The sequence below is a fragment of the Burkholderia sp. LAS2 genome (assembly GCF_018417615.1).
GTDB classification, from domain to species: domain Bacteria; phylum Pseudomonadota; class Gammaproteobacteria; order Burkholderiales; family Burkholderiaceae; genus Burkholderia; species Burkholderia sola.
The window spans coordinates 306705-333252 of record NZ_CP071053.1 but is presented as its reverse complement, the minus strand read 5'-3'; the positions used below and the strand labels follow the sequence as shown (position 1 = coordinate 333252).

24 protein-coding genes are annotated in these 26548 nt (G+C 65.9%); 10 read left to right on the top strand and 14 right to left on the bottom strand.

What is annotated here, in order from left to right; genetic code table 11:
- Positions 1-327: 327 nt before the first annotated feature.
- The gene (speB, locus tag JYG37_RS21800) at positions 328-1296 is read left to right on the top strand and encodes an agmatinase (protein ID WP_050011891.1); all 969 of its coding nucleotides are present in this window, start codon (positions 328-330) and stop codon (positions 1294-1296) included.
- A gap of 79 nt (positions 1297-1375) precedes the next feature.
- Here speB and JYG37_RS21795 read toward each other — a convergent pair whose 3' ends face one another.
- The 6 genes from JYG37_RS21795 to JYG37_RS21770 all read right to left on the bottom strand — a co-directional run bounded on the left by JYG37_RS21795 (position 1376) and on the right by JYG37_RS21770 (position 6084).
- Complete coding sequence (locus JYG37_RS21795; protein WP_050011890.1) at positions 1376-2356, bottom strand: sulfonate ABC transporter substrate-binding protein; 981 nt, start codon at positions 2354-2356, stop codon at positions 1376-1378.
- Positions 2357-2633: 277 nt separating this feature from the next.
- Positions 2634-2858: a hypothetical protein gene (locus tag JYG37_RS21790; RefSeq protein ID WP_050011889.1), complete on the bottom strand. Its 225-nt coding sequence runs from the start codon at positions 2856-2858 to the stop codon at positions 2634-2636.
- Between the two features lie 279 nt (positions 2859-3137).
- Entirely contained in the window at positions 3138-3341 is a 204-nt protein-coding gene (locus JYG37_RS21785) for a cold-shock protein (protein WP_006485974.1), read from the bottom strand.
- A 381-nt stretch (positions 3342-3722) separates the two neighbouring features.
- Positions 3723-4562, bottom strand: coding sequence for a MerR family transcriptional regulator (locus tag JYG37_RS21780; RefSeq protein ID WP_050011888.1), 840 nt, complete (start codon positions 4560-4562; stop codon positions 3723-3725).
- 9 nt (positions 4563-4571) lie between these two features.
- Positions 4572-5132, bottom strand: a complete 561-nt coding sequence (locus tag JYG37_RS21775; protein WP_124555010.1) for a GNAT family N-acetyltransferase — start codon at positions 5130-5132, stop codon at positions 4572-4574.
- 79 nt (positions 5133-5211) lie between these two features.
- Positions 5212-6084, bottom strand: a complete 873-nt coding sequence (locus JYG37_RS21770; protein WP_213346378.1) for a LysR family transcriptional regulator — start codon at positions 6082-6084, stop codon at positions 5212-5214.
- A gap of 131 nt (positions 6085-6215) precedes the next feature.
- Between JYG37_RS21770 and JYG37_RS21765 the strand changes: the two genes are divergently transcribed.
- The gene (locus tag JYG37_RS21765; protein ID WP_213346376.1) at positions 6216-7214 is read left to right on the top strand and encodes a quinone oxidoreductase family protein; all 999 of its coding nucleotides are present in this window, start codon (positions 6216-6218) and stop codon (positions 7212-7214) included.
- A 40-nt stretch (positions 7215-7254) separates the two neighbouring features.
- Here JYG37_RS21765 and JYG37_RS21760 read toward each other — a convergent pair whose 3' ends face one another.
- Positions 7255-8769, bottom strand: coding sequence for an MDR family MFS transporter (locus JYG37_RS21760; RefSeq protein WP_124630751.1), 1515 nt, complete (start codon positions 8767-8769; stop codon positions 7255-7257).
- A 231-nt stretch (positions 8770-9000) separates the two neighbouring features.
- Here JYG37_RS21760 and JYG37_RS21755 point away from each other — a divergent pair, with 231 nt between their 5' ends.
- The gene (locus JYG37_RS21755; protein WP_089489478.1) at positions 9001-10560 is read left to right on the top strand and encodes a methyl-accepting chemotaxis protein; all 1560 of its coding nucleotides are present in this window, start codon (positions 9001-9003) and stop codon (positions 10558-10560) included.
- A 160-nt stretch (positions 10561-10720) separates the two neighbouring features.
- Here JYG37_RS21755 and JYG37_RS21750 read toward each other — a convergent pair whose 3' ends face one another.
- The 4 genes from JYG37_RS21750 to JYG37_RS21735 all read right to left on the bottom strand — a co-directional run bounded on the left by JYG37_RS21750 (position 10721) and on the right by JYG37_RS21735 (position 15184).
- Complete coding sequence (locus JYG37_RS21750; RefSeq protein WP_239468978.1) at positions 10721-11092, bottom strand: hypothetical protein; 372 nt, start codon at positions 11090-11092, stop codon at positions 10721-10723.
- A 26-nt stretch (positions 11093-11118) separates the two neighbouring features.
- Entirely contained in the window at positions 11119-12336 is a 1218-nt protein-coding gene (locus JYG37_RS21745; protein WP_213346375.1) for a DUF6402 family protein, read from the bottom strand.
- A gap of 196 nt (positions 12337-12532) precedes the next feature.
- Complete coding sequence (locus JYG37_RS21740) at positions 12533-14206, bottom strand: ATP-binding domain-containing protein (RefSeq protein ID WP_050011884.1); 1674 nt, start codon at positions 14204-14206, stop codon at positions 12533-12535.
- A gap of 123 nt (positions 14207-14329) precedes the next feature.
- Entirely contained in the window at positions 14330-15184 is an 855-nt protein-coding gene (locus JYG37_RS21735) for a helix-turn-helix domain-containing protein (protein WP_050011883.1), read from the bottom strand.
- Positions 15185-15671: 487 nt separating this feature from the next.
- Between JYG37_RS21735 and JYG37_RS21730 the strand changes: the two genes are divergently transcribed.
- Both JYG37_RS21730 and JYG37_RS21725 read left to right on the top strand, forming a co-directional pair.
- On the top strand, positions 15672-15881 hold the full coding sequence (locus JYG37_RS21730) for a hypothetical protein (RefSeq protein WP_027780901.1): 210 nt from the start codon (positions 15672-15674) through the stop codon (positions 15879-15881).
- Positions 15882-16057: 176 nt separating this feature from the next.
- Entirely contained in the window at positions 16058-16333 is a 276-nt protein-coding gene (locus JYG37_RS21725) for a hypothetical protein (protein WP_050011882.1), read from the top strand.
- Positions 16334-16451: 118 nt separating this feature from the next.
- On the opposite strand, the gene JYG37_RS21720 is transcribed toward JYG37_RS21725, so the two are convergent.
- Positions 16452-17099, bottom strand: a complete 648-nt coding sequence (locus JYG37_RS21720; protein WP_050011881.1) for a hypothetical protein — start codon at positions 17097-17099, stop codon at positions 16452-16454.
- A 598-nt stretch (positions 17100-17697) separates the two neighbouring features.
- On the opposite strand from JYG37_RS21720, the gene JYG37_RS21715 reads away from it, so the two are divergent.
- A complete protein-coding gene (locus tag JYG37_RS21715; protein WP_213346374.1) occupies positions 17698-19032 on the top strand; it encodes an NAD(P)/FAD-dependent oxidoreductase in 1335 nt (444 codons plus the stop codon).
- Positions 19033-19092: 60 nt separating this feature from the next.
- Positions 19093-20187 carry a potassium channel family protein gene (locus JYG37_RS21710; protein WP_176015788.1) on the top strand — a complete coding sequence of 365 codons (1095 nt, stop codon included), beginning with the start codon at positions 19093-19095 and terminating at the stop codon, positions 20185-20187.
- 119 nt (positions 20188-20306) lie between these two features.
- Here JYG37_RS21710 and JYG37_RS21705 read toward each other — a convergent pair whose 3' ends face one another.
- Together JYG37_RS21705 and JYG37_RS21700 are read right to left on the bottom strand one after the other, a co-directional pair.
- The gene (locus JYG37_RS21705) at positions 20307-21494 is read right to left on the bottom strand and encodes a GGDEF domain-containing protein (RefSeq protein WP_089489474.1); all 1188 of its coding nucleotides are present in this window, start codon (positions 21492-21494) and stop codon (positions 20307-20309) included.
- A 174-nt stretch (positions 21495-21668) separates the two neighbouring features.
- A complete protein-coding gene (locus tag JYG37_RS21700; RefSeq protein WP_124555000.1) occupies positions 21669-22577 on the bottom strand; it encodes a LysR family transcriptional regulator in 909 nt (302 codons plus the stop codon).
- 143 nt (positions 22578-22720) lie between these two features.
- Here JYG37_RS21700 and JYG37_RS21695 point away from each other — a divergent pair, with 143 nt between their 5' ends.
- Genes JYG37_RS21695 through JYG37_RS21685 form a run of 3 tightly spaced genes read left to right on the top strand, consistent with a single transcriptional unit; the run spans position 22721 to position 26548 of the window.
- Positions 22721-23593 carry an NAD(P)-dependent oxidoreductase gene (locus tag JYG37_RS21695; RefSeq protein WP_213346372.1) on the top strand — a complete coding sequence of 291 codons (873 nt, stop codon included), beginning with the start codon at positions 22721-22723 and terminating at the stop codon, positions 23591-23593.
- A gap of 54 nt (positions 23594-23647) precedes the next feature.
- On the top strand, positions 23648-25165 hold the full coding sequence (locus JYG37_RS21690; protein WP_050011875.1) for an aldehyde dehydrogenase family protein: 1518 nt from the start codon (positions 23648-23650) through the stop codon (positions 25163-25165).
- A 48-nt stretch (positions 25166-25213) separates the two neighbouring features.
- On the top strand, positions 25214-26548 hold the full coding sequence (locus JYG37_RS21685; protein ID WP_050011874.1) for a DUF3100 domain-containing protein: 1335 nt from the start codon (positions 25214-25216) through the stop codon (positions 26546-26548).

The following is a 26548-nucleotide window of genomic DNA, read 5'->3' as shown; positions in this document are numbered from 1 at the left end:
GGGCCGTTCACCGCGTGGCTGCCGGCCATTATCCGGAAGAACGGGTGCGCGAAAACCGGCGAACCCTTCTAGGAAACGACGGCGACCGCGGGCGACGCCGCCACCGGACTTTTTTCGCGCGTTGCCCCGGCTGAACCGGGGCAACGGTTCCGATTCGGCTTGCTACGATCGCCGCGGTATTACCGTTGTCGTTGTCGTTGTCGATGTCCCGCCTTGCTTCGCGACTGGATGCGCGAGCCGGTACATGCCCGATGAATCCCCGCCGTGCCCGGCCCGCGCGCTCAGTCGAAGCGGGGCGGTCCGGCCATCACGAAAACAGGTCCGACCATGACCGAACTTTTCCACGGCGACGGCGCGATCCGTCGCACGACGCCGTACGGCTCGTCGATCGAAAACACCTACGCGGGCGTGCTGTCGTTCATGCGCCGCAACTACTCGCGCGCGCTCGACGGCGTCGACGTCGCGATCTCCGGCGTGCCGCTCGACCTCGCGACGACCTATCGCTCCGGTGCGCGGCTCGGGCCGGCCGCGATCCGCGCGGCGAGCGTGCAGCTCGCGGAGCTCAATCCGTATCCGTGGGGCTTCGATCCGTTCGACGATCTCGCGGCCGTCGACTACGGCGACTGCTGGTTCGATGCGCACAACCCGCTGTCGATCAAGCCGGCGATCGTCGAGCATGCGCGCACGATCCTGAGCTCGGGCGCGAAGATGCTGACGCTCGGCGGCGACCACTACATCACGTATCCGCTGCTGGTCGCGCACGCGGAGCGCTACGGCAAGCCGCTGTCGCTGATCCATTTCGACGCGCACTGCGATACGTGGGCCGACGACGATCCGGACAGCCTCAATCACGGGACGATGTTCTACAAGGCGGTAAAGGAAGGACTGATCGATCCCGCGACGTCGGTGCAGGTCGGCATCCGTACGTGGAACGACGACTTTCTCGGGATCGAGCGGCTCGATGCCGCGTGGGTGCATGACCATGGTCCGCGAGCGGCGGTCGAGCGGATCGTCGAGATCGTCGGCGCGCGGCCTGCGTATCTGACGTTCGATATCGATTGCCTCGATCCGGCGTTCGCGCCGGGGACGGGGACGCCGGTCGCGGGCGGATTGTCGTCCGCACAGGCGCTGGCGATCGTGCGCTCGCTCGGCGCGGTGAATCTGGTCGGAGCGGATGTGGTGGAGGTCGCGCCCGCGTACGATCACGCGGACATCACGGCGATCGCGGCTGCGCATGTGGCGTGCGATCTGCTGTGTTTGTGGCGGCAGAAGAAGGTGGCGGGGGCGCTGCGTTGAGCGCGTGCCGCTCTGGACACGAAAGCGGCCGGTGGGGCATCGCGCCCGGCCGGCCTGCTGATGGATGGGGCCGCGAGCGTTACTTCGCCGCCAGCGCACTCGCCACGGTTTTGTCGACCCATGCGTTGTCGGCCACGCTCAGCTTCTGCGGAATGAGCTTCGCCGCGTAGAACGCATCGGCGACACCCTGCTGCGCGGCGACGATGCGCTCATCGATCGGCACCGCACCGAACGGCACCCGCTTGATCCATGTTTCGACGAGTGCCTCGGGCAACCCGACCTTCGGTGCAAGCAGCGCGGCCGTGTCGGCCGGATGCCCGTTGACCCACTGGCCGGTTTCGCGCGCCTGTTTCAGGATCGCGCCGACCACGTCGGGATGCTGTTGCGCGAAACGCCGCGTCGCCTCGTAGAAATTGTTGGTCGCCGCGAGCCCCGCGTAATCGGACAGCGTGCGCACCTTCAGCGCGTTCTGCGCGGCCGCGTAGTACGGATCCCACACGGCCCACGCATCGACATTGCCGCTTTCGAACGCGGCGCGCGCGTCGGCCGGCGCGAGATACACGGGATGGATTTCGTCATAGCGCACGCCGGCTTTCTTCAGCGCCTCGAGCAGCAGGTAGTTCGCACTCGAGCCTTTCTGCAGCGCGACCTTCTTGCCGCGCAGGCCGGCCACCGTCCGGATCGGCGAATCGCTCTTCACGAATACCGCTTCGTTGTGCGGCGCCGGCGGTTCCGCGCCGACATAGACGAACTGCACGCCGGCCGCCTGCGCGAACACGGGTGGCGGCGCGCCGGTGTAGCCGAAGTCGATGCTGTTCGCGTTCAGTGCTTCGAGCAGTTGCGGGCCGGCCGGGAATTCGAACCATTGAACGTCATAGCCGAGCGGCTTGAGTCGCGCTTCGAGCGCGCCCTGCGCCTTGACGATCGACAGCAGGCCGGCCTTTTGATAACCGATGCGCACGATTTTGTCGGTGCCGCCTTGCGCGAATGCCGACGCGGCGGACAGCGCAACGAGCGAGACGGCGGCGGCGCGGGTGATCCAGCGGGTGAAACGAATCATCGAACGAACTCCATGCGAGGCATCTTCGGGGAGCGGCGGGCGCCGCTCGGTTGGAAGAATCGTCGCATGGGCGATCGCGCCCGCAAACGAAGCATTGCCGATATGGATATGACGGCGGCCGCCCTATGCTTTGGCGTCGTGGCCTGCCGGATCGGACGACTCCGTCGTGCCGGAATGCGGCGAAACAGGTGAACGGGCGTGTCATGCAAAAAGCCGGTGGGCACGTTGCCCGCCGGCTTTTTATGACCGTCTGCTGATATCGACAGTAGCGTGGCCTTTAACCGCGCGTATCGACCCAGTTGCGTGCCCAGCGTGCCGAATGCGCGATCGCCTGCGCTTCGCTCGCGAAGTAGTCGAGCGAATAGAACTGGTAGCGGCCTTCGTCGCGCGTGCTATCGGCGCGTTCGAGCAGCAGGTTGGATGAAAAGCTCCCGTCGGGCAGGCGATGCGCCGAGGGTTGGACGGCATAGCCGTTGTACTGTTGAATTCGTTGGTTGTGCATTTTAATTTTAATGATGATCGAGTGCGCGCGTGCCGTGCGAAATGCGCACGGGTATGCCGATTCAACGCCATTGCGAGCGGAATCTGACGCAGTCGGAAAGCGAAAAATAAGGCGTTGCGGCCGGAGGGGGGATGAAGTGCAACGAGACGTGTGGCGCCTGGCAAGCTGCTCACTGAACAAAGGCAGCTCAAGCCGATCGCGCCAACTTTGGGAGACGAAGCTCCGTGGGGATGTCGCTGCGACCCGGCGTCCGTCGACGGACGCCGGGCCCTTCAAACTTTACAGCGGCTTGATGTTGGCCGCTTGCAGACCCTTCGGGCCCTGCTTCGTTTCGAAGCTCACTTTTTGGTTTTCAGCCAGCGTCTTGAAGCCGTCGGCACGAATTTCCGAGAAGTGAGCGAACAGGTCGTCGCCGCCGTTGTCCGGCGTGATGAAACCAAAGCCTTTGCTGTCGTTGAACCACTTGACGATACCGGTATCCATGAAGATTCCTTGAGAAAAAAATAGAGATTTGCTCTGTTGAAGAGCGCGTGAAGCGTCAAGGAGGGAGAGGACAACGAATACCGCTGGGGAGGAGCGAGCAATTGATGAACAGCAATCGGACTTCTTGGACTTCGATGCGTACACTAACCGCCGGGCGGGCTTGCGTCAACCGATAACTTGTAACTGTGTCGCGGCACGCGGGGTTACCGTGCGGGGAGCGATGCGACGCCGTCCGGCTGGAATGCGCGCCGAGCGGCGCGCCTGGCCATTCGCCGACCCATGCGGACCGCGGTTGCGACCGGCAATGGCCGTCGGCGCTGCCGCGAACCGACTACGCACGCGTCGCGGCGACAAGCCGACGCCTGCATGACGGCCGCGCGCCTATCCGTTGTCGCCGTCGCCTTGCGTATCGCTCGTACCGGACTGCCGCGCCGCTTCGTCGCTGAGCTTCTTGTCGAGGATCGTCGCGACCCGGCCGCCGAGATACGCGCCGGCCGCGGTTTCGAGCGCGCGGTTCGTCTCGCCTTCGACGAACACGGCCGCGAGCGGGCGCAGCCGCCAGATCGCGTCGACCAGTTCGGGCACGTCGGTGGCCGGCGGCAGCGTGCCGGCGTCGTAGCGGTCGAGCCGCTTCACGACGAGATCGACGAGCAGCCGCGCGATCGCGTCGAAATGCGGCCGCGCGAGGCTGATCACGTCGAGCAGCTCGCGCGGCGGAATCCCTTCCTTCGTCATCGCGGCCGCCGCCTCGAGCAGCGCGGGGCTTTTCGCGACGAACGACAGGCCGCGCCGTTCGAGCAGCCCGAGCTCGGTCACGCGCGACAGTTGCGTGGTCGCTTGCGGGCCGAACATCTGAGCGAGTTGCGCGAGCGAATAGGTTTTCGGCAGCTCGTGCGACCAGCGGCCGCCGATCGCGTTTTCGAGGCCGAGGATCGAGCGCAGGTCGTGGCCTTCGTCGATCGCCTTGATCAAGTCCTGGATGTTCGACAGCGTGTAACCGCGCGCGAGCAGATGGTTGATCAGCTTCAGGCGCGCGACGTGCGTGTCGTCGTAGATGCCGACGCGTCCGCGTTTCTCCGGCGGCGCAAGCAGCCCGCGATCCTGGTACGCGCGGACGTTGCGCACGGTGGTGTCGGACACGCGCGCGAGTTCGTCGACCGTGTACTCGTTGCGGGAATCCGGCGCAGCCTCGTCGGGCGTGGAATGAGTCTGTTTTGACATGCGGTGATTTTAGCGCGCCGCGGCAGGCTCGGGCGAGGCGGGGCGCGTGTTCGCGCCGTCGCCGAGCGGGCGCTGCATCAGCGCCGTGTCGATCCAGCGGCCATGCTTGAAACCGACCGCTTTCAGCAGGCCGGCCGGTTCGAAGCCGAACGCGCGATGCAGCGACGTCGAGCCGCCGGTGCCGCCGTCGGCGATCACCGCGATCATCTGCCGCCACGGGCCGCCTTCGCAGCGCGCGATCAGCGCCTCGAGCAGCGCGCGGCCGATGCCGCGCCCGCGCTGCGTGTCGTCGATGTAGATCGAATCCTCGATCGTGAAGCGGTACGCGCTGCGCGTGCGGTACGGCGTCGCGTACGCGTAGCCTGCCACGCGGCCGTCGCATTCGGCGACGAGATACGGCAGCCCGTGGTTCAGCACCGCGTCGCGGCGTGCGCGCAGTTCGGCGGCGTCGGGCGGCGTTTCCTCGAACGACGCGACGCTGTGGTGAACGTGGTGCGCATAGATCGCGTGGATCGCGTCGAGGTCGGCGTCGGTCGCGTCGCGCACGACGCAGGCGGTGGCGGTGGACATGGCGGCAGGGCCTGAAGTCAAAACGCTACTATGCCGGCCGTCGACGCGCGTGGCAAAGCCCGTTTGCGGTTTCGGCGGCTTACAGCCGTCCGTCCGCCGCATGAACCGCATCGGCGATCGCGTCGGCGACGCGCTGCACGCGCGGCGACCGGCGTACGTCCGGGTGAACGACGAGCCAGATCTCGCGCTCGATGCCGCAGCGCGGCGCGTTCGCGAGTTCGACGAGCGGCGCGCCGGCGTGCGCGGCCGGATCGTCGACGAGAAACCGCGGCAGCAGCGCGACACCGGCCCCGGCTGCGCAGGCGCGATGCTGCGCGGCGAGGTCGTTGGCGATGAACGCAAAGCGACGCCCGGCCGCGAAGCGTTCGAGCCATTGCTGCTGCGGCGTTTGCGCGAGCGCATCGTCGTAGCCGATGAACGGCCAGCTGTCGGGCGTCGTGTTCGCCCATTCCGGCGTCGCGCACAGCGCGAAGCGCATCGTGCCGAGCCGGCGCGCGGTCAGCCCCGGCTCGCTCGGCCGCGACAGCCGCACCGCGAGATCGGCTTCGCGTGCATACAGGTTCGCCGCGTGCATCTCGCCCATCAGGTCGATCCGCAGCGCCGGCCATGCGCGCTGCGCACGGGCCAGGCGCGGCGCGAGGAAATGGCTGGCGAACACCGGCGACGCCGATACGCGCACGACGCCGTCGAGCGCGGCCGCGCCCTGTGCCGCACGCGCGAACGCATGCGCGTCGGCTTCGAGGCGCGCGGCGTGCTCGGCGAGGTGCAGCCCTTCGTCGGTCGGCGGCCAGCCGCGCGGCAGCCGGTCGAACAGCCGGATCCCGAGCGCCGACTCGAGCGCGTCGATGCGCCGCGCGACCGTCGAGTGCTGGACCTGCAGCGCCCGCGCCGCGGCCGACAGGCTGCCGCCGCGCATCACCGCAAGGAAGTAGCGGATGTCGTCCCAACTCATCGGCAGCGCGGGCGTCCCGGCAGAATCGTAATCGGTCGAATTTTGCACAGTAGGTGGGCGTTCAACGTGAATTCCGTTCGATTATGCACGATGGGATGATCGTGTCACTTCATTCGATAGCGAGGAACGTCATGATCCAAACAGCCAACGCCATCCGGATCGGGATCGACCGTTACGGCGACGCCGGCGTGCTGCGCCGCGTCGATGCGCCCGTCGCGCCGCCCGGCGCCGGCGAAGTGCGGATTCGCCAGACCACGATCGGCGTGAACTTCGTCGACATCTATTTCAGGACGGGTGCGCACGCGTTGCCCGCGCTGCCGGACGCGCTCGGCGTCGAGGCGGCCGGCGTGATCGACGCGGTCGGGCCGGGCGTGACGGCGCTCGTGCCCGGTCAGCGCGTCGCGTATGCCGGCATGCCGACCGGCAGCTATGCGAGCCTGCGCACGATGCCGGCCGAGCGCGTGCTGCCGATTCCCGACGGGCTGAGCGACGAAGCCGCCGCGGCCGGGCTGCTGAAGGGGATCACCGTCTACATGCTGCTGCATCGCGTCCGGCGGGTCGGCGCCGGCGATACGGTGCTCGTGCATGCGGCGGCCGGCGGCGTCGGGCTGCTGGCGACGCAGTGGGCGCGTGCGCTCGGCGCGCGCGTGATCGGTACCGTCGGATCGGCCGCGAAAGCCGCGCTCGTGCGCATGCACGGCGCCGAAGCGGTGGTCGATTATCGCGAGGAGGATTTCGTCGCGGCCGCGCGTGCGTTCGGCGGCGGTGCGGGCGTCGACTACGCGATCGACGGAATCGGCGGCGACGTGCTGACCCGCACGCTCGGGGCGGTGCGGCCGTTCGGGATGGTCGCGAGCATCGGGCAGGTGGCGGCGATCGGCGCGCGGCAGACGTTCGATCTCGACGAACTCGGGCCGGCCCGTTCGATCGCGCTGGCGCGGCCGAGCGTGCTCGGTTTCATCGCGCGCGACGTCGGCGCGTATCGGGACGCCGCGCGTGCGACGCTCGACCGGCTGGCGGGCGGGATGCACGTCGAGATCGGCGCGCGGCTGCCGCTCGAACAGGCGGCCGATGCGCACCGGTTGCTGGAGTCGCGCGCGACGACGGGCGGGGTCGTGCTGCTGGCGTGACGGCGGGTGCGGATGGAGCGCGTCGCGCTCCGCCGGCCGCTCAGTGATGCTTGCGCAGCGGCGCATCCTCGACGAACCATGCGAACACGAACGCGATCGCGATGATCGCCGCAGCCACCAGATACACGACGTGCAGCGAACCGGCGAACGCGTGCAGGTACGCGTCGCGCACGGCATCCGGCAACTGGCGCACGGCGGCCGGGCCGAGCGCGGGCGGCAGCTCGGTGCCGGCCGGCAGCGCGTGCATCATTCGCGACTGCAGCCCGTGCGAGAACAGCGCACCGAACCCGGCGACGCCGAGCGAGCCGCCGATCGACCGGAACAGCGTCGCGCCCGACGTCGCCACGCCCATATGCCGGAATTCGACGGTGTTCTGCACGGCGAGCGTCAGCACGGGCATCACCATTCCGAGCCCGATCCCGAGCAGCGCCATGTACGCGTACATCGTATGCAGCGGCGTATCGAGCGTCAGCGTCGACAGCAACGCCATCGCGATGCCGCCGGTCAGCGTCCCCGCGATCGGAAACGGCCGGTACGAGCCGAGCCGCGAGATCAGCCGCCCGCTGACGATCGACGTGACGAGCATCCCGCCCATCATCGGCAGCAGCTGCATGCCGGCCTGCGACGGCGTCGAGCCTTTCACGACCTGCAGGTAGAGCGGGATGAACGTCACCGAGCCGAACAGCGCGATGCCGACCACGAAGCCGATCAGGCTGACCAGCACGAAGGTGCGATGACGGAACAGCTCGAGCGGCATGATCGGTTCGGCCGCGATGCGTTCCTCATAAATGAAGCCGCCGATCGCGACGAGGCCGAGCACGAGCGTCATCCACAGCTGCGGCGACGTCCACGGCAGCAGCGAGCCGCCTTCGCTCGTGAACAGGATCACGGAGGTGAGGGCGGTCGCGAGGAACGCGGCGCCCATATAGTCGATCCGGTGCTTCACGTGCGCGGTGTGCGGCCGGAACGCGGTGCCGATCACCGCGAGCGCGAGCAGGCCGAGCGGCAGGTTGATCGTGAAGATCCAGCGCCATGAAAGATGCTCGACCAGGAAGCCGCCGAGCAGCGGGCCGACAATCGTCGCGAGGCCGTAGACGCCGCCGAACATCCCCTGGTAGCGCGCCCGGCGATCGGGCGGAACCAGATCGCCGATCGCGGCCATCGTGACGACCATCAGGCCGCCGCCGCCGAGCCCCTGCAGCGCGCGCAGCACGATCAGCTGCGTCATGTCCTGCGCGACGCCGCACAGCGCGGAGCCGGCGAGGAACAGCCCGATTGCGGCCTGCAGCACGATCTTGCGGCCGTACAGGTCGCCGAGCTTGCCGTACAGCGGCAGCACGACGGTGGACGACAGCAGGTATGCGGTGACGACCCAGGACAACTGGTCGAGCCCGCCGAGTTCGCCGACGATCGTCGGCAGTGCGGTCGACACGATCGTCTGGTCGAGCGCGGACAGCAGCATGACGAGCAGCAGTGCGGCGACGATCAGCCCGGTCGGCGCGTCGCGGCGGGCCGCGTCGGCGGCCGGCCGGGTGAGGAAAGTGTCCGTTGTCATCGAGATATCTGCCATGGCAGGGAATTGGGTCGAAATATAGCCATGGATGATTGACTAGTCAATTTCTGCCCAGCCTCTATATGTTGCAGTCGTAACAGGAGGTTGCCCGCCCGAAAAATTGACCACGGTCAGCCTCGATGCAGGAACGGACTCAAGTTTTTTGCAGGCAAACCGTAATACAGAGGGCCGCGGACCGATTGCCGCGGCATTTTTCATCGCTCACGTGCCGTCATGAACCTGAACGCCCTGTTTTCCCGTTTCTCGATCCGTACGCGGATTTTCTCCACGCTCGGCCTCGTCGCCGCGCTGCTCGTCGTGTCGGGGCTGATCGGCCTCGCGGGCATGCAGAGCTCGAACCGCGCCCTCGACGAGGCTTACACGCGGCAACTGGCCGCGAAGACCGCGCTGTCCGCGGCGAGCCTGAACCTGACGATCGTGCGCACCACGCTCGACCGCGCGCTGCTGCATCCGGAAGCGGCGGAGGTGCCCGAGCTCGTCAAGAAGGCCGAGGGTTATTTGTCGAAGGCCGACACGGCGTGGCGCAACTACGCGGCGATGCCGCACGGCGACGACGAAGGCCCGCTCGCGAGTCGCCTCGATGCCGCGCGCCAGGCGCTGATCGGACAGGCGCTGAAGCCGATGATCGATGCGATTCGCGAAGGGCGGCGCGACGAAGCCGACCGGTTGCTGATGACGGTCGCGCCGCCGCTGTCGGTCGCGCTCACGCAGGCGACCGACGCGCTCGATGCGTACCAGGCCGCGCGCGGCAAGGACGTGTACGACACTGCGCAAACCTATTACGGCTGGATGCGCATGGGCGCGATCGCGGGCATCGCATTTGGGCTTGCTGCGTGCCTCGGTTGCGCGATCGGCCTGCATTTCGCGATCACGCAACCGGTGAATCGCCTGCTGTCGCATTTCCGCCGGCTGTCGGACGGCGATCTCACGTCGGAAGTGCACTGGTCGTCGCGCGACGAGATGGCCGAACTGGTCAACGGCGTGACCGGCATGCAGCGCAGCCTCGCGGATACGGTGCGTCAGGTGAGCCAGGGTTCCGAAGCGATCTCGACGGCGACGCACCAGATCGCGGCCGGCAACACCGACCTGTCGCAGCGCACCGAGGAGCAGGCGTCGGCGCTGCAGGAGACGGCCGCGAGCATGGAGCAGCTGACGGCCACCGTGAAGCAGAACGCGGACCATGCGCTCGAGGCGCAGGCCTGCGCGGACAGCGCGAGCGAGATCGCGACGCGCGGCGCGACGGTCGTCGGCGAGGTGATCGGCACGATGAACGAGATCGACCGCAGTTCGCAGAAGGTCGCCGACATCATTGGCACGATCGAAGGCATCGCGTTCCAGACCAACATCCTCGCGCTGAATGCGGCGGTCGAGGCCGCGCGCGCGGGCGAGCAGGGGCGCGGCTTCGCGGTGGTCGCGGGCGAGGTGCGCACGCTGGCACAACGTTCGGCGTCCGCGGCGAAGGAAATCCGCACGCTGATCGGCGAATCGGTCGAGCGTGTCGCGACCGGCTCGCGGCTCGTCGGTACGGCCGGCGCGACGATGCAGGACATTCAGCAGGCGATCGGGCGCGTGACGGGCATCATGACGGAGATCGCGGCCGCATCGAGCGAGCAGCGCGACGGGATCGAGCAGGTGAACCGCGCGGTGTCGCAGATGGATCAGGTGTCGCAGCAGAACGCGGCGCTCGTCGAGCAGGCGGCCGCGGCGGCCGCATCGCTCGAGGAGCAGGCGGATGGGCTGCGTCGCGCGGTGGGGGCGTTTCGGGTGGCTTGAGCGTGACGAGGTGAATTGCCGCGGACCTGTGGGCTGATGCGACCTGTTTCGCGGGTTGGTCGATGCTCTCGTCGGTGATCCGAGCGCGCAGTCTGTCTAGAAACAAAGCCCCGCTAGCGGGGCTTTGTTTCTTATAAATCAAAAACTTAGGTTGTAACCCTTAAAACAAAGGCAATCTGGCGCGAAGCCAATCCCACTTGGAGGGAGGGATCATCAGATGTTTTTTTATATTCGATTCATCGGTCAAGTCGATATAGCGAACCAGGTTGCCCTCGTAGCGCAGGGGCGGGTGAGAGCTATCTCCGTGATACCAGTTGACGGAGAAATATCGTCTCGCAAGAAGCTCGCCATTTTCACTAAACACGCTTAGTTCGATGTTGTCGTCGGTCGCGTCCTGATCATTCCCGCCAGTGCCACACAGCTTGAATCGATACCAAACGCCATTCATGTTTTTTTTGCCGCCATCCAATGTATCCGCGCGATCATAGAAATCGCATCGTCCGTAGGCGGGGCGACTGAAATGAATGATCAAACCTGCGCATATGTAAATGGCAATGGTTAGGCCAATGTATCTGATGGCTCTATTCGGCATATTTCACCAAGATTAAGGTCGATCGGATTATTCAGCTTAAAATAGACTGGCTTTGAATATATCATGAAGTCTCGGCCTCTGTGATGCCTCTCTCTCCAGCGACTGTAATCTGCGTTGTAGATCGGAAAGTAAACGTCGGGCCTTTTGAATTTTCCGAACATGCTTCTTCGGGTGTCGACTGGTTTGTTGATATTTTTTGACCAAATATCAATGTCGAATTCTCGCCTTGGCGATCCTGATCCGGTGAGAAGCGACCCTGTCGCAATGATCACTCCATGTTTGTTCCAGTGGCCTAAATATTGTTTTTCGTTGAATGAGTAGTTGTCTTTCACGTAAACATAGATGTGCGTAATTTTCCCCGTGGCGCTTAGGCAATAAAAGGTGCTTGATTTTTCATATTTGAAGTATTTTTCACTGGAAATTTCGATGTTTCCAATGGACGCATAAATATTAAAATTGGCCAATGCCCCTGTGAGATCCGTCGGGGAAAGGTTTTTCGGGGTGTCAAAATTACCTATTTTAGATAGTTGAAATTGCCAATTGTTGTGAAATTTTTGAAAATTTCCTATAAACGACGAGGTGTTGAAATTGAATGTCGAATTTCTGTCAAAAAATAGCTCTTTGACAAAGGACTTCGTGATGTCTGTTGCTGTGCGTATGGAGCGATCGCTGTAAATATCGCTCTCAAGAAGTTTCTCGTATTTTTCCCTGACATTTCCGAATTTCAACACCCAATCAAGGGTAACGTCATCGTTATTCATCGGCTGGACCGACGTTGGATCGTCATTGTAGGTATGCGCCGCGCCCGCAAACCAGATTCGCGCAAGCCTGGCTGAAACCTTCCAGCCCAGATTGTCCATCGCAATCGGCACGTCCTGGAGATCGAAAGGCGGCGGGTTTTCGCAAACTTCCGATTCCGCCTGCGTCGGCGGTTCTTTGGTTCTTGCCTGATCGGTTTGCGGCGGCGGTCGAGGTGGCGCAGGAGGCTTCGGGGCATTCGAAGGCCCGGAAATCGCTTTCGGAGGCGGTGGCGGCGGCTTTTCGCCCGGTGCAAGCCGGTCGATCGATACGCTCCTTTGCGTATCAAGCGGAACGCACCCTTGGGAACCCTTGTATTCCCTCAACTCCGATCCGAACAATCCCTTTGTCGGTTTGTAGTACGGCAGCTTTTTCACGTCGGCCATGGGCTATTCCGTTTGCAACGAATGGCCTGGCATCGTAAAAGCCGGCTGCAAACGGACAAACCGTCAGGATGGCCTTAACAGGTCGAAACGAGCGTGGACAAGGGTCCGGAGCATCGAGAAATGTGCCCGATTGTGTCAACGGCCCCGATATCGAAGAGTGTCCCCGAAGCGGACAGGCGTTCGCCCGCCCGCCGCGTCAACCCGCGGCGTCCGCGAGTTGCGCGGCCGCGCGCGACGACGCGACGATCAGCAGCTTCATCGTCGCGCGCGTCGCGCCGACGAACAGCTTGCGCGCGGCACGCGCGTCGAGCGTGTCGAAGTCGACTTCGGTGAGGATCACGCACGGCGCCGACTGGCCCTTGAAGCGGTAGATCGAATCGAGCAGCACGTCGCCTTCGCGATACTCAGGGTTGCCGAACAGGTCGTACTTGCCGGTGAAGCGCTTGATCCGGTGTGGGCCGAGCTGGTCGAGCGGCGCGAGCACCGAGCCTTCGCGGCCGCGGTACGACAGCACCGCGATGTCCTGCTTGCGGAAGCCGAGTGACAGCGCCTGCGTGATCGCGCGCTTGGTCGCGTCGATGCAGGCTTGCGCCAATGCGTCGCCCGACGCGCCGTCTTCTCCGTATGCCGACACCGACGGATCGGAGCCGTCGAACGGGCTGCCCGAGCGCAGTTCGGCCGCGAGCGGCTCGACGCGGCCGACGACGTCGCGCACGAAGTCGAGCAGGTCGCGCGGGCTGCGGTAATTCGTGAGCGCCTTCAGCGTGACCCAGCCGGGCAGCGCGACGGGTTCGCGCATGTACAGGTTCTGCAGCGGATCTTCCAGCCACCACCATGCGGCGTTCGGCGCGAGCAGGCGCTCCAGCGCGGCCGCCCACGGCGCATGGAAATCCTGCCCTTCGTCGACGATCAGCACGTCGAAGCGCCAGCGTTCGGGAATCGGCGCTTGCGCGAAGCGCGCCTCGAGCCGTTCGAATTCGCCGGGTACCTGGAAGTCGGGCGTATAGCCGCTGTCGCGCGCGACCCAGTCGCACAGCTGGTGGTAGTTCGCGATCTTCGCGCCGGGCGGCGCGATGCGCGCGATGTAGTCGGCGAGCGGCCGGTTGAAGCAGACGTAGAGCACGCGCTGGCCGCCCGCGACGGCGTCGCGCATCACCTGCACCGCGAGCTGTGTCTTGCCCGACCCGGCGGTGCCCGTGATGCGCAGCCGGAACGGCGTGAAGTCGAGCTGGCGTGCCCATGCGGCGAGCCCGCCCGACAACCGGGTGACGAGCGTGCCGGCCTGCCCGACGAGCGCGCTCGTGTCGGGCGTGAGCGCGAGCTCGTCCGCGAGGAAATGGTGGAGCTTCGGCGCGTTCGGAAAGGGTTCGTCGTTCTCGGGCAGGATCTGCAGGATCACCTGCGCCAGCTGCGCCTTGCGCGACGCATCGACGATGCGGTCGGGCGCGACGCCCGCGATCGACGCGTCGCGGATCGCGTAGTCGGGGCAGTACAGCAGCGCCTCGACGCCGTAGACGCCCGCGCCGAGCGCGGCCGTCAGGCGCCGATGCAGCGTTTCCTGCGTGCGCGCGAGCTGGATCGGGACATTGCGCTCCTTCTGCAGGTAGACCTTCACGAGCCCTTTCGGGGTTTCGCGCAGGAAGCCGGCCTTCTGTTCGATCAGCAGCACGCGGCCGGCCGGGCTCACGACGACGAACGCGGCTTCGCCGAACACCGAGAACGCCTGGTCGGCGCGCGTCCAGTGGACGCCGTGATACACGGTGTAGCCGTCGGGCAGCGCGTGTTCGAGCGCGGCGAGCGTTTCGCGCTCGCGTTCGGCCGCGCCGGTCGCGGCGAGGCTTTTCCAGTCGTCGGGGATGAGGCGGGCCATGGAGTCGTGCGCCGGATGCCGGCGTGGGCGTGAACGGGTGCGGCTATTGTACTGAGGAACCCGTTCATGCCCGCGGCGCCGCGCGTGCGTTGGCCCTTCGACGGGCGGCCGGCCCGGCGGACGTCAGCCGCGCGCGAGCCGCTTCGCGAGATCGGCGCTGAGGATCGCCATGCGCGCGGGTTTTTCGTAGCACACCACGTCGAACGCGCGGATCACTTCGCTGATGTCGGCTTCGCTCGCGCGGCCGGTGAGCAGGTCGCCCGTCAGCACGAAAATCGGCGCGCCCGGGTTGTCGGACGTGCGCACGGCCTTGATCGCGGTGGCGGCCGTGCCGTCGTCGAACAGCCATTCGGTCAGGACCGCGTCGAAGGCCTGGCCCTGCAGCGCGTCGACGAACGCCGCGAGGCCGTCGAACGCGGCCGTCGCGAAACTTTGCCGTTCGAGATAGCGGCACAGCTCGGTCGCGCTGACGCGATCGGGATCGATCACCGCGACGACGAGCTTGTCGCTCTCCGCGCGGCGGGGGTAGATCTCGATCTTGTGCACGTCGTACGCGTTCTGGTACAGCACGCCGGTATGGCGCAGCACGCGCCAGCGGCCATTCTGTTCGTACGCGACGAACTCGGGGCGCGCGCCGGCTTCGAGCGGTGCGCCGATCCAGGCGGTGCACGGAATTTCTGCGACGCCCGCATACAGGACGGCTTCCTGCGAATAGGCGCCGACCATGCCGGGGTCGAGCGTTTGCGCGCCGAACAGCTGGGCGGCGGGCTCGCCGTACGCTTCGGCGACTTTCTTGATCTGCGCGAGCGTCCAGGGGCTGCTGCCGCGCAGTTTGCGGTGGCCTTGCGAGAAACTCAGATCGAGGATGCGGCACAGCTCGGTGGTCTGCTGGCGCTTGCCGATGCCGTTGCGGGTCATCAGCTCGCGCACGCGCTCGGCAACCGCGAGGGAATCCGTGGTGATTGCTTCAGTGGTCATGCTACGGGAACGGATCGTGACGTTCAGAACGACGCCTTGCGGCAGTCTCGGCGGACAGTCTTCATGACGTCCAATGGCGAGCCGACCGGCCACGCACGGAAAAGATAACTTTACCGCAAAATGGTCGCCATTCAGTGTGGTGAAAGGTGCGTTTGTGTGAAAGGTGTGTCATGAAGTTACGTTCGGCCTGCCGCGGCGCGTGCGCGAAAAGGTGCGTTCGGCAGCTCCGCGTCGGGATTGCTACGGACGGGAGGCGATTCCGCACGAGGCGGCAGGTAATCGCCGCGCCATGCACCAACGCGGGGCGCGTCCTTGCCCTGACCGAGGTATTCGCCCCATTTTTGAAGGATATCGCGCGACGGCCGCTGACGCCTTTGCAGGACGAGCGATTGACTGTTTCCTCTAGTGAAACCAACGTGGATACACTTTCGGGCGTCAGCGCAACTGCGTGCTACGATTTTTGCCGTCTCAAAAAAGTGTTGAACCGATGCAGAAGAAATTCTTGATGCGCGGATACGAAATGAACTGCGAGCCGCGCGTGACGGAGGCCGGCAAATACGCCGCGCAGGTCGAGGTCACGAAGGTGGGTTTCAGCCGTGAGGCTGCGTTCCGTAAGCTGGGTGAGTTCGAGACCGAAGCCGAAGCGGTCGCGTACGCGAGACAATTCTCCGAAGAGTGGCTGAGTCGCTATGCGTAGCGCGGCGCGTGCGCATGCCCGTGCCCGTGCAAAGACGGCATCGGGTTGACCGGTGCGGCGCCCCGAACGGCCGTCATTCCTGCCTGAAGATTGCGAATGCGTTCGGAAATTTGTAGATTGACGACTCCTGTTGTGAGGTATCGATCGTCCGAAGGCAACGCAATTGGAGACTGCGAATGTCCACTTTGTGCATGCAGACCGTCGTTCACGGCAAAACTGTCCAGATCGTGCTGTCGCCCGAGCGGCGTACCGCCAGGATCGACATCGTCGATGACGAAACCGGCAGCTATCCGCCCCGCACGATGAGCATCGAGCGGTACGTCAATGCCGGCATGGCCGCCGACGAAATCGCGCGGCATGTTCTCGAGGTCGTCGCGATGTCGATCGAGCAGCTTGCGAGGCTGCAGCCGTTCGACCGCACGGCAGGCACCCAAGCGCGCTATTCGCACTGACGGCGCTTGCATGGCGGCGGCGCCCGTGGAGATCGAGACGCCCGCCTCAATGGCCGTGTGGTTGATCCAGCGCTGCCATGTCGCCGTGGCGCCGATACGGATGGATTGCGCGTTCGCGCTACGCCGGCATATACATGAACGGCTCGCCGTCCTCCCGCTCGACGGACAGCAGCCGCTGGAGCTGATCCAGCGCGAACAGCCGTTTTCCATCCGCCGCGGCTTCGGCGATCGCCGCGTCGACCAGCTTGCGCGCCCGCGCAAGGATCACGGAGCGCTGACGCGCGATCTCGAGCACCATCCGTTGTTCGACGTTCTGCCGATTCGATTGCTTGTCGCTCAGGTGGCGCCAGCGATCGCGAAGCTCGGCCCAGGTGATGCGCTGAAATTCCGGAATCGTGCTCGGCAGCGTGCCTGCCTCGGCCGGCTCGGGCTGCCCGCGCAACGCGCAGCGCAGCGACGCGCGCGCACGCCATTCGTCCGAAAACGGCGCATACACGTCGCGCGTGCGCCCGATCGGGTTGGCACGCTCGATCTCCTTGTCGAGCAGGTAGCCGAGCCGCCGGAGCGCGGACCCATGCGCGAGCATGTCCGGATCGAGCACGCGGATGCGGCGCGATGCGTCCGCGACGTGGGCTTTCAACTCCCACAGCGTCAGGCGAAGGTGCTGCACTTCGAGGATCAGGCGCTGTACGTCCGCGTAGGTGCACTTCGTCCACCATTCGGTGAGGTCGTTCAGCTTCGGGGGATCGAATGGGGGGAGGATCATTTTTACTGCGATGATACTGTATGGATATACAGTTTATCTCGCGGCGGTCCGGGGTCGTCAAGCCGAAAAAACAGGGCCGGTCGATCGCGCCGGATCGGCCGCTGCTCGGGTAGCCGGAAGCGATTGCCGCAATTGCTTGTTGACCGGCGCCGACCGCGCATGACATGGCTAGATGCCCGACATGGAGCGGGCATGGTTTGCCGTTGCATTGGCAGTCCTGATTGAATAAAAAACGCCGAATGTTTGAGAGGACGATTGCATCGAGCGTCGAGCCCATTCGAAGCAGCCGTTCGCGTTGCGCTCCGCGGCTTCGCATCGTCGAATGGAATTTCCGCAACGGCGTTGGGTGTGGGCGCGCCGGTGTCGGTCGACGTTTTCATCGCTACCGGTATCGATGCGCAAGCGACGGCAACCGTCAATGCAATGCGCGGCTCCGGCGCCGTGGCTTCGGCAGACCCGCGCGACCGCCGTCGGCGTCAATGCGATGGTGGGCCTCGACGGGATGGCCGAATGACGGTTTCCCGCCATTTATCGCTTCATGCGACGACGTTGCCGCGATAAGCTTTGCCGGCCATGCATTGACACTCGACAGAAAACAATGACCACCACCTATCCGCTGCACGACGCATTGAGCCACGCCGATACGGCGTTTCCGCCCGAAGCCGACGTCGTGATCGCCGGCGCCGGCATCATGGGCTGCGCGGCTGCTTACTACCTCGGCCTGCGCGGCCTGAAAGCCGTCGTGCTCGACAAGTCGCGCATCGCCGGCCAGCAATCGACGCGCGCGTGGGGCTTCGTGCGACAGCAGGGACGCGAATCCGCCGAAGTGCCGCTGATGATGGCCGGCATGCGGATCTGGGAACGCCTGGAGCAGGCGCTCGGTTTCGATCTCGAATGGCGGCAGGGCGGTTGCCTCTACATGGCGGACAACGAAGACGACTGGGCGTCGTTCCAGGCGTGGCTCGCCGTGGCGCGCGAGCACGGGCTCGACACGCGCACGCTGACGCGCGCGCAGATCGACGAACGCGTGAATGGGCTGTCGACGCACGCGCGTACCCTCGGCGGCTTGTATACGGCGACCGACGGGCAGGCCGAGCCGCGTCGCGTGGCCGCCGCCTTCGCGGCGCGCGCGACCGAGGCCGGCGCGCGTTTCTTCGAAGGCTGCGGCGTGACCGCGATCGAGACGGCCGGCGGCGCGGTCGTCGGCGTCGCGACCGAACGCGGCACGATCCGCACGCGACGCGTAATCTGCGCGGCCGGCGCGACCAGTTTCCGGCTACTCGACGGCGTCGGCATCCGGCTGCCGCAGCAGGCCGTGCGCGGCACCTGCATGCGCACCAACGTGGTCCCGCCGGTGACGGCGGCGACGGTGTGGGGCCATGGCCTCGGCATCCGGCAGCGCAAGAGCGGCGCGATCAATCTCGCCGACGACATGCAGGTCGACGTCGATCTGACGCTCGGCCATTTGCGCGGATTGAGCCTCTTCTGGCCGCAATTCTGGTCGCAGCGCGACAAATTCCGGCTGCAACTGGGTGCGTCCGCGTGGCGCGACGTGCTCGCCCGCATCAACGGCGCGACCGGGCCGATCGAGCCGCGCGATCCTCAGCCGCAGCCGAATCGCACGCATGCGCCGCACGCGCTCGCGAAGCTCAAGGCGATCTTTCCCGCGCTGAAGGATGCGCAGATCGTCGAGGCGTGGGCCGGCCTGATCGACGTGTTGCCCGACGGCATCCCGGTGATCGATGCACCCGGCACGCCATCGGGGCTCGCGATCGCGACCGGGTTCTGCGGGCACGGTTTCGCGATGGGGCCGATCGTCGGCCGGCTGCTCGCCGAATGGATCGACACGGGCGCGCCGTCGCTCGACCTGTCGGCGTTTCGCGCAAGGCGTTTCGTCGACGGGACGATGGTGCGGCCGCGCAGCATGCTGTGACGGCCGGGCGCATGCGTTCCCGTCGTAGAATCGAGCCCGCATCCTTCAGGAGATTCCCCGTTGGCCACGCCATCCGATCAGCGCCGCTCGTTGCGCATGCGCCTGCGTCGCGCCCGCAATCCGTGGCAGGCGCCGCGTGCGCGCACGTTGTTCACACGCCCCGCGACGTCGCCGCGGCGCACGCTGCTGTTCCGTCTCGGCGCGGTCGTGCTGTTGTGCATGCTTGCGTTCCTCGTGCTGTATCTCGATCGCGACGGCCTGCGCGATTCGACCAAGAGCACGCCGATGACGGTCGCCGATCTCGTGTACTTCACGATGGTCACGGTCGCGACGGTCGGCTACGGCGATATCGTGCCCGTCACGGCGCGGGCGCGCCTGCTCGATGCGTTCTTCATCGTGCCGATCCGCATCGGCATCTGGTTCATTTTCCTGGGCACGGCGTATCAGTTCGTGATCCAGCGCGTCATCGAGGAATTCCGCATGAAACGCCTGCAGAAGCAACTGTCCGATCACATCGTCGTGTGCGGTTATGGCCTGTCGGGGTCGATCGCGGTGCGCGAGCTGCTGGAAAGCGGCGTCGATCCGGCGACGGTGATCGTGATCGATTCGCAGCAGCAAGCTCTCGAGGCGGCGACGTCGCTCGGCGTGACCGGATTGCTCGGCGATCCGGCGCACGAGGATCTGCTGCAGCAGGCGCAGGTGCGCGCGGCGAAGGCCGTGATCATTTCGGTGACCGACGATCCGACCGCGATCCTGCTGACGCTGTCGGTGCGCAGCATCGCGCCCGATACGAAGATCGTCGTGCGGATCCAGGAGAACCTGTACCAGCGGCAACTGCGGCAGGCCGGCGCGGATGTGATCGTATCGTCGACGAAGATCGGCGCGCTGCTGCTGGCGGATGCGGTCCATAGCCGCTACATCGTGCCGTTCGTCAACGACATGCTGTCGACGCGCGGGCGCGCGACGCTGCTGGAGCGCGAGGCGTTGCCGCATGAAATCGGCTGCCTGACGAACGTCGTGCCGGGCGCGATCGTGATCGGGCTCGATCGCTGCGGGAAGATTTATTCGTTTTACGAGGATCCGCCGTGCAGGATCGAGGCGGGCGACACGCTGGTGGTGATTCAGTCGGCGCGGATTCCGGATCCGGATGTTTGAGGGCGTTTTGAGTTTTGATAACTCAATGGATTGACTGTTTTTATTTCAGCTGAATTGCCGGATATAGCCATCCTGGCCTGCAACGATATCCGGAGTCGGGCCGCAAGGGCTCCATTCTTTCAAAACACTGCTGCATGTCCGGTGTGTTCGCCCGTTGCGTGGACGAGACGATTTCCGCCGAGCGATTTTGCTCGATACAGTGCCTGGTCGGCAACCGAGAGCAAGTGGGTAAGCGAAGCCGTCTCATGATCCGACTCGGCCAGGCCAATGCTTACGGTAGCGCGAATGCGATTGCCGTCAGTGCCATGCGATATCGCCGCGAACCGGTTTGCGATGGTCTCTGCCACCGTTCTTGCGCGGTGGGTGTCGTAACCTGGCAGCAGCGCAGCGAATTCTTCGCCGCCGATGCGCGCGAGAACCACGCTCGTCTCTGCGTCGACAACGGATCGAACCGTATCCGCGAATGACTTCAATACCTCGTCGCCGGTTTGGTGCCCGAAGCGATCGTTAATTCTCTTGAATTGATCGAGATCAAATGCAAGGAGAGCGACAGGTAGCCGACGTATCCCGTGCTCGTGGATAACCCGGTCTCCCTCTTCGAAAAACAGCCGGCGATTCCCCAGGCGAGTCAAGTAATCGGTACGGGACTCCTGCAAGAGCTCGCCATGAATTTCTTCCCGTGTCAGGCGGAGCAACGTCATCGGCAAAATAACGGAATAAAGGACCCCTTCGTACATGGTGATTTTGCTGGCAATCGATTGTGCGCCGGCTCCAAAGACCGAGATCAGCCATGGCAGGGCGAATGCTCTGGTGGCATAGAACAGGGCGTGGATTCCCGTCACCGCCACCGCGACGCGTCGGGATTGAACCGCTGGAATGCCATCGCGTCGCGTGAGCTCGAAGGCCGTCATGGCGGAGACGAGCGCGATCGGGATTGCGCTGACATAGAGCCAGATGACCGTCTGAGAGGACGCTGTAGAGGCTGTCCATGTCAGCCCCATCAAGAGAAGCAAACCCGTTGAGCTTTTGACATACCGTCGGCCATTGAACATTGCCACGGCGTGCAGAACCAGCAGATAGCCACCCAGAATCACGAGGTTGCTCACGGCGGCGCCAGCGGCGCCCAGCAGTTCGCGCCGAAATGTCGCGAGTGCGCAGCCGCCACCGAGTGCCGCATATCCAATCGCCAGCATTCGCAGTTCGTTGCCGCGCTTGGGATGTGAAATATGTTCCCAGTACGTCATGGCGGAACTGGCAAGCAACGTTCCGATCGCCAGCAGGTAGAGGGTAGCTAGATCGACTGTCATTGCCGACGCCAAGGCGAGTCCCCGCCACGACGAGGAAAGGTTGAGGGAATACCGAGATAACGGCAGACGCGTCGAATTCTTGAAAAAAGTCCGGTCCGGATCGCCAGCGGCGAAAACCCGCGTTTCCGACAGGGGTGGTCAGGCGTCGCGAGGAGGAGTCGGGCCAGCCCCCCGCTAACGAAACGCCCGCATCTGCCCCGTCATCATCTGCAGCATCTTGTTCGCGGCCACCGACAGCTTGCGTCCCACGCGCGTGACCATGTGCGCCTCGGCGTTCTCGAGGATCGGATGCGCGATGTCGATCGCGAACAACTCCCTGGCCTGCAGTTCGGCCGTCACCGCGAACGCCGGCATCACCGCGATGCCGAGCCCCGATTTCACGAACTCCTTCAGGATCGCGAAGGAATTGGTGGTGACGACCGGCGTGAGCCGCACGCGCTCCGCGTATTCCACGGCCTCCATCATCTGCCGCGTGCCGTAGGACGGGTGGGTGGCCGCCAGCGGGTAGGTGGCGAGCTGCTGCACCGTCAGCACCTTGTGGCTGCGGCGCGGGAAGTCGGGGCCGACGATCGCCATCATCGGCTGTCGCTTCGACGCGCGCGACACCAGCTTGGGCTCGGCGGGCGGGTTGTAGACCAAGCCGATCTCGCCCTCGTCGTTCGAGATTTTGCGGATCACGTCGTTGGTGCTGCCCACGTCGAGGTTGACGCGGATCCCGGGGAACTGCCGGCAGAACTGCTCCATCGGCCCGGCCAGCAGGTCCGACACGAAGCCCTCGCCGAGCACCAGGCTGACCTGCCCGGTCTTGAGCCCGCGCAGCTCCTGCAGGCGCGAGATCAGGTCGTCGCGGTGCGCGAGCTGCTCGCGGAAATACTCGATCACGCAGTGTCCCGCCTCGGTGGGCGTCACGCCGCGCGCGTGGCGCTCCACCAGGGTGGCGTCGAGCTCCTTCTCCAGCAGCCCGATCTGGCGGCTCACGGCCGACGGCGCCACGTCGAGCCAGTCCGCCGCGGCGCGAATCGTGCCGCAGCGCACGGCCTCGTAGAAATAGACGATCCGGCTGTCGGTCAGGGTATCGCTCATGATTCGGGTGTTCTAAAAAAGAGAACAATATCAATATTGGCGTTGATTGATTATACGGGTCGCCGGACCGAACATCGTTGCCATGCAAGGCGGGTGCAAGCTGATGCGCCGGCCTCGAACCAACAGCTATCGGGAGTCGTCGGATGAAAACGGTGGGCGTGATCGGTCTGGGCAACATGGGGCGCGGCATGGCGGGTTCGCTGCGGCGCGGCGGCTACACGGTGCTCGGCTACGACGCGGCGCCCGGCGTGGCGCTCGCGCTGGCCGGGCAGGAAGTGCTGTCGGCGCGCGATTCGGTGGCCGGGATCGCGCGCGACGCCGACGTGCTGCTGCTGTCGCTGCCGACCTCGGCGGTGGTCGAGGCGGTGGTGCTGGGCGCGGGTGGCGTGCTCGAGAACGCAAAGCCGGGCAGCATCGTGATCGACACCACCACGGCCGATCCGGACAGCACGCGGCGCGTGGCGGCAGCCCTGGCCGAGCGCGGCATCGGCTTCGTCGACGGCCCGGTGAGCGGCGGCCCGAAGGGCGCGGCCACCGCCACCATGACGATGGTGCTGGGCGGCTCGGACAGCGATATCGCGGCCATCGAGCCGATCCTCGCGGCGATCAGCGCCAAGCGCGTGCATGTGGGCCCGGTGGGCGCCGGCCACGTCACCAAGCTGCTCAACAATCTGCTGACGGGCGTGCACTTGCTGGTCGCCAGCGAGGCGGTGCGCACCGCGCGCGCGGCCGGCGTCGATCCGGAAAAGCTGGTCGACGCGCTCAACGGCGGCTCCGGCCGCAACAGCGCGACGCTGACCAACTACCCGACCTGGATCTTCAACGGCAAGTTCGATTCCGGTTTCACGATGAAGCTGATGCGCAAGGACGTGCGGCTCGCGCTGGGGCTGCTCGACCAGTTCGGCAGCGTCGCGCCGGTGGCGCGCGAGGCCGCGCGCGTGTGGGCCGCGAGCGAGGGTTCCGTCGCCGACGGCGAGGACTTCAACCGCATCGTCGACTTCGTCGATCCTGCCTGAGGCCGGGCAGCCCGCGCCACGATTCCGCTCGACCCACCTATACGGAAACCCGACATGACCCAGCACGCAGACCAGTTGCTTGCCGCCTTCGCCCATTTTTTCCCCGGTGCCGCCACGATCGGCTCGTATATCGACGGCGAACTCGTCGCCGGCCAGGGCGACACGATCCAGCTTGACGATGCGGCGACGGGCGAGGCCACGCTCGCCTATCGCGACGCCGGCGCAGCCGTGGTCGACCATGCCGCCGAAAGCGCGCGCCGCGCGCAGCGCGAATGGTGGGCGCTCACGCATGCCGCACGCGGTCGCGTGATGCAGGAGGTGGCGCGCGCGATCCGCGCCGAGGCCGAGGCGATCGCGCGGCTGGAGGCGCTAGGCTCGGGCAAGCCGATCCGCGACTGCCGGGGCGAGGTGGCGAAGGTCGCCGAGATGTTCGAGTACTACGCGGGCTGGACCGACAAGTTCTACGGCAGCGTGATCCCGGTGCCGACCTCGCACCTCAACTACACGCGCCGCGAGCCGGCCGGCGTGGTGCTGCAGATCACGCCGTGGAATGCGCCGGTGTTCACTTGCGGCTGGCAGGTGGCGCCCGCGGTGGCGATGGGCAACGGCGTGCTGCTCAAGCCCTCGGAGCTGACGCCCTTCACGTCGCTGGCGGTCGCCAGACTCGGCGAGCGTGCGGGGCTGCCGCGCGGCCTGGTCAACGTGCTGGCCGGCTTCGGCCACACCGCCGGGCAGGCCGCGATCGCGCATCGCGTGGTCAGCAAGGTGGTGTTCGTCGGTTCGCCGGCCACCGGCGCGCGCATCGCCGAGGCCGCCGCGCGCCGCGTGCTGCCCTGTGTGCTGGAGCTGGGCGGCAAGTCGGCCAATATCGTGTTCGCCGATGCCGACCTCAAGCGCGCCGCGCTGACCGCCCAGGCGGCGATCTTCGCCGGCGCGGGCCAGAGCTGCGTGGCCGGCTCGCGTCTGCTGGTGCAGCGCGCCGTCTACGACGAATTCGTCGCGATGGTGGCGGCCGGCGCGAAGAAGATCCGTGTCGGCGCACCGCTCGACGAGGCGACCGAGGTGGGCCCGATCAACAATCGCAAGCAGTACGACCACGTGATGTCGATGATCGCGCGCGGCGTGGCGGCGGGCGCCACGCTTGCCAGCGGCTCGGCCGAGCGGGTCGGGGAAGGCCGCGGCGGCTACTTCGTGGCGCCCACCGTGCTGGCCGGCGTGTCGAACGCGATGGACGTGGCGCGCACCGAGATCTTCGGGCCGGTGGTGGCGGCCATCCCGTTCGACACCGAGGAGGAGGCGATCGCGATCGCCAACGACACCGACTTCGGCCTGGCCGGCGCGGCCTGGACTACCGACGTGGCGCGTGCGCATCGCGTGGCCGCGCAGGTGAATGCCGGCACCTTCTGGGTCAACGGCTACAAGACCATCAACGTGGCTTCCCCGTTCGGCGGCTACGGCATGAGCGGTTACGGCCGCTCGAGCGGGGTCGAGGCGCTGTACGAATACACGCAGACCAAGAGCGTGTGGGTCGAGACGGCCGAAGCGCCGCCCACCGCGTTCGGTTATTTGTAATCACCGGCCCGCATGCGACGGCAGCCGGGCTTCAAGGGGAGACTCGTCATGGAACACGCACTGGGTATCGAGCGCCGCGAGCTGGGCGGCGCGGCCACCGCCAAGGTCCTGCTTTACGCGGCCGGCATCCTGCTGGTCGCCGAATGGATCGGTTCGTTCACGTTCAAGCTCGGACCGGGCAAGGTCGTGCTGCTGCCGATGATCTGGGCGCTGCTGCTCGGCGCCGCGGTCGGACTGGCCAGCGCGCGCTGGAACAGCAGCGCGCGCCTGAGCGTGCCCGACCAGTTTTTCGCGGCCGCGATCCTGCAGCCGGCGCTGTTGCTGTTCGTCTCCAAGCTCGGGTTGATGGTGGGCAGCGCGCTGCCCAAGCTGGCGTCCGCGGGCTGGGCGCTGGCCTTCCAGGAATTCGGCCACTTCGTCGGCACCATCCTGCTCGGCCTGCCGCTTGCGTTGCTGCTCGGCATCAAGCGCGAAGCGATTGGCGCGACCTTCTCGGTGGGCCGCGAGCCGAGCCTCGCGATCATCGGCGAGAAGTACGGGATGGATTCGGCCGAAGGCCGCGGCGTGCTGGCCGAGTACCTGACCGGCACAGTGTTCGGTGCGGTGTTCATCGCCGTATTCGCGGGTTTCGTGAGCAGCCTCGGCATCTTCGATCCACTCGCGCTGGCGATGGGCTCGGGCGTCGGCTCGGGCAGCATGATGGCGGCCGCGTCGGGCGCGATCGCCGCGCAGCAGGACCCGGAGACGGCGAAATCGGTGCTCGCGTTCGCCGCGGCCAGCAACCTGATCACCACCACCATCGGTACCTACTTCACGCTGTTCATCTCGCTGCCGCTCGCGGTCTGGGGCTATCGCGTGCTGGAGCCGCTGATCGGACGCACCACCAAGGCATCGGCGCAGCCCGAGGCGGCCAGCCCGTCGCTGGGCGACGTGCGGACCGAGGCGCCCGCGCTCGGCTACGGCGGCAAGCTGCTGGCCTGGATCGTGACGGCCGCGATGGCGCTGGTGTGCGACTGGATTGCCCACGGCACCACCCCGCTGGCGGGACTGCCGGGCATCGCGATCATGGTGTGCGCGACGATCGTCGGCGATGCGCTGGCGCGTGTGACGGGGCGGCGGATTCCGGCGGTCTGCTGGGTATCGGTGGTGGCGATGTTCCTGACCTCGCCGTGGTCCCCGTGGGCATCGCAGATCGCCGCGCTCAGCTCGCACAACGATTTCCTCGGCGTGACCACGCCGATGCTGGTGTTCGCGGGGCTGTCGATCGCCAAGGACATCCCGGCCTTCCGCCGGCTCGGCTGGCGCATCGTGCTGGTGTCCTTCGTGGCCAATGCCGGCACCTTCATCGGCGCGACCCTGGTGGCGCAGCTGTTCCATATCTGA